This is a genomic window from Streptomyces durocortorensis (assembly GCF_016901035.1).
Taxonomy (GTDB): Bacteria; Actinomycetota; Actinomycetes; order Streptomycetales; family Streptomycetaceae; genus Streptomyces; species Streptomyces durocortorensis.
In genome coordinates this window covers 1-2,928 of sequence record NZ_JAFEUF010000210.1, presented here as the reverse complement: position 1 = coordinate 2,928, position 2,928 = coordinate 1, and the positions used below count along the sequence as shown (strand labels likewise).

General features: G+C 74.8%; 1 pseudogene. It reads right to left on the bottom strand.

The features are described 5' to 3' along the window. Window positions 1-245: 245 nt before the first annotated feature. A pseudogene (locus tag JS521_RS28135) lies at window positions 246-2,903 on the bottom strand (type I polyketide synthase); the annotation flags it as partial. Window positions 2,904-2,928: the final 25 nt, after the last annotated feature.

Sequence of the window (2,928 nt, the reverse complement as noted above, 5' to 3'; positions counted from 1 at the left end):
TGCCCCCCCCCCCCCCGGCCGGGGCGGGGGGGGGGGGGGGGGGGGGGGGGGGGCCCCCGGGGCCCCGGGCCCCCGGGGGGGGGCCCCCCCCCCTCCACCGCTGCCCAGAAGCGGTTCTCCTCGGCCGTGCCGCTCCGGGCGGGGCCGGCTGTGTCCTGCGAGGTGGGCTCCCACCAGTAGTGGTTCCGCTGGAAGGGGTAGGTGGGCAGGTCGACGGTGCTGCCGCGGGAGGCCCAGGAGGGGCCGACGCCCCGGGTGAACGCTTCGGCGAGCGAGACGGAGAACCGCTCCAGGCCGCCCTCCTCACGGCGCAGCGAGGCCAGCAGTACGGGGTCGGACGCTCCGGCGTCCTCCGCGGTCTCCTGTACGGCCCCGGCGAGCGCCGGGTGGGGGCTGCACTCGATGAAGACGCCGAACCCGTCGGCGAGCAGTGCGCGTGTGGCCGGGGCGAACTGGACGGTCTGGCGCATGTTGCGGTACCAGTACTCCGCGTCCAGCTCGGTGGTGTCGAGCAGTCCGCCGGTGACGGTGGAGTAGAAGGGGATGCGGGAGGCTCGTGGCCGTACGGGTGCCAGCACCGCGAGTGTTTCCTCGCGCAGCGGCTCGACGACGGCCGAGTGTGCCGCGCCCTTGATCCGGAGCTTGCGGCAGCGTATGCCCTCGGCCTCCAGCTCGGCGAGGAATTCGTCCAGCGGCGCCTCGTCGCCCGCGACGGAGACGGAGGTCACCCCGTTGACGGCGGCGATGCTGAGTGCGTCGCCCCAGCGTTCCAGTCGGGCCAGCGCTTGCTGTGCGGGCAGCGAGACGGAGGCCACCGCGCCCTGGCCGACCACACGGGACAGCAGGCGGCTGCGGTGGGTGACGACCCGTGCGGCGTCCTCCAGGGACAGTGCGCCGGCGAGGTGGGCGGCGGCGATCTCTCCCTGCGAGTGGCCGACCACGGCCTCCGGCTCGACGCCGTGCTCGCGCCAGAGCGCGGCGAGCGCCACCATCGTCGCGAACAGCACGGGCTGGATGACCTCGGCCCGTTCCATGTTCCCGGCCCCGGGCAGGCCGCGCAGTGTGTCCTCGACCGACCAGTCGAGATGCTCCTGAAGTGCCTGCGCGCAGGTCCGCAGGGTGTTCCGGAAGGTCGCAGACTCCTGCAGCAGCCGGTCGGCCATGCCGGGCCACTGCGAGCCCTGGCCGGGAAGGACGAACGCCACCCGGCCGGTCCGGCCCGCTGTCCCCGTGACCAGTCCGGGCGTGGGGGTGCCCTCGGCGAACGCGGTCAGCTGGGCGTGGTGGTCGGGGCCGAGGAGGACGGCGCGGTGCTCGAAACGGGAGCGGGTGGTGGCCAGGGAGTGGGCCACGTCGTGGCCGGCGGGTGCGGGGTCGGCGTCGAGGCGGTCGGCGAGCTGCCGTGCCTGGGCGCGCAGGGCTGTGGGGGTGCGGGCGGAGAGCAGCCAGGGCAGTCCGGCCTCCGGGCCCGTGCCGGTGCCGGTGCCCGTGCCGGTGCCGGTGGCCGTGCCGGTGCCGGTGCCGGTGCCGGTGCCGGTGCCGGACGCATGCGGGAGGGGGGCCGGCTGCGGCTCCGGGAGGGCCTGTTCGAGGATGGTGTGGGCGTTGGTCCCGCTCATGCCGAACGACGAGACGGCGGCCCGGCGTGGACGCCCCTCGTCCGTCCACTCCACCTGCCGGGTCAGCAGCCGGACCCCGCTGCCGTCCCAGTCCACGTGCTGGGTGGGTTCGGTGATGTGCAGGGAGCGCGGCAGCACGCCGTGGCGCAGGGCCATCACCATCTTGATGATCCCGGCGACGCCGGCGGCCGACTGGGTGTGCCCGATGTTGGACTTCAGCGATCCCAGCCACAGCGGCTGTTCCTCGTCGCGCCCGCGCCCGTACGTGGCGATCAGGGCCTGGGCCTCGATGGGGTCGCCGAGTTCCGTGCCGGTTCCGTGCGCCTCGACCGCGTCCACGTCGGTGGTGTCCAGGCCCGCGTCGGCGAGCGCCGCCCGGATGACCCGCTGCTGGGCGGGGCCGTGGGGGGCGGTGAGGCCGTTGGACGCGCCGTCCTGGTTGACCGCGCTGCCGCGCACCATGGCCAGGACCGGGTGCCCGTTGCGGCGGGCGTCGGAGAGCCGCTCCACCAGGAGCATTCCGACGCCCTCGCCCCAGCCGGTGCCTTCGGCGTCGGAGGAGAAGGGGCGGCAACGGCCGCCGGGCGCGAGCGCGCCGCCCTGTGCGGCGTCGGTGAACATGCCCGGTATCGACATGATGGTGGCGCCGCCGGCCAGTGCCATCGTGCACTCTCCGCGTCGCAGTGCCCCGATGGCCAGGTGCAGCGCCACCAGCGACGACGAACACGCGGTGTCCACGGTCACGGCGGGGCCTTCGAGGCCGAACGTGTAGGCCAGCCGGCCGGAGATGACGCTCGTCGCGGTGCCGGTGAGGACGTGGGGGCGGGAGCCCTCGGGCACGTCGAACCGGCCGAGGCCGTATCCGGAGGTGGCGGTGCCGACGTACACGCCGGTGGAACTGGCGCGCAGCTGGGCCGGATCGACGCCGGCCCGCTCGAAGGCCTCCCAGGAGGTTTCCAGCAGCAGCCGCTGCTGCGGGTCCATCGCCAGTGCCTCGCGGGGGGAGATGCCGAAGAACGCCGGGTCGAATCCGCCGGCGTTCTGGAGGAAGCCGCCTTCGAAGGTGCGCCGGTCCTCGGTCTCGCCGTAGATGTGGGCGAGGTCCCAGGCCCGGTCGGTGGGGAAGTCGCCGACGGCGTCGGTCTCGTCGGCGACGAGTCGCCACAGTGCCTCGGGGGTGTCGGCGCCGCCGGGGAAGCGGCAGGCCATGGCGACGATCGCGATGGGGTCGTCGGCGGTCTCCGCACGGGTGGTGGCGGGCTCGGCGGGTGCGACCGCGACGAGGTCGCCGAGGACCTCTGTGACCAGG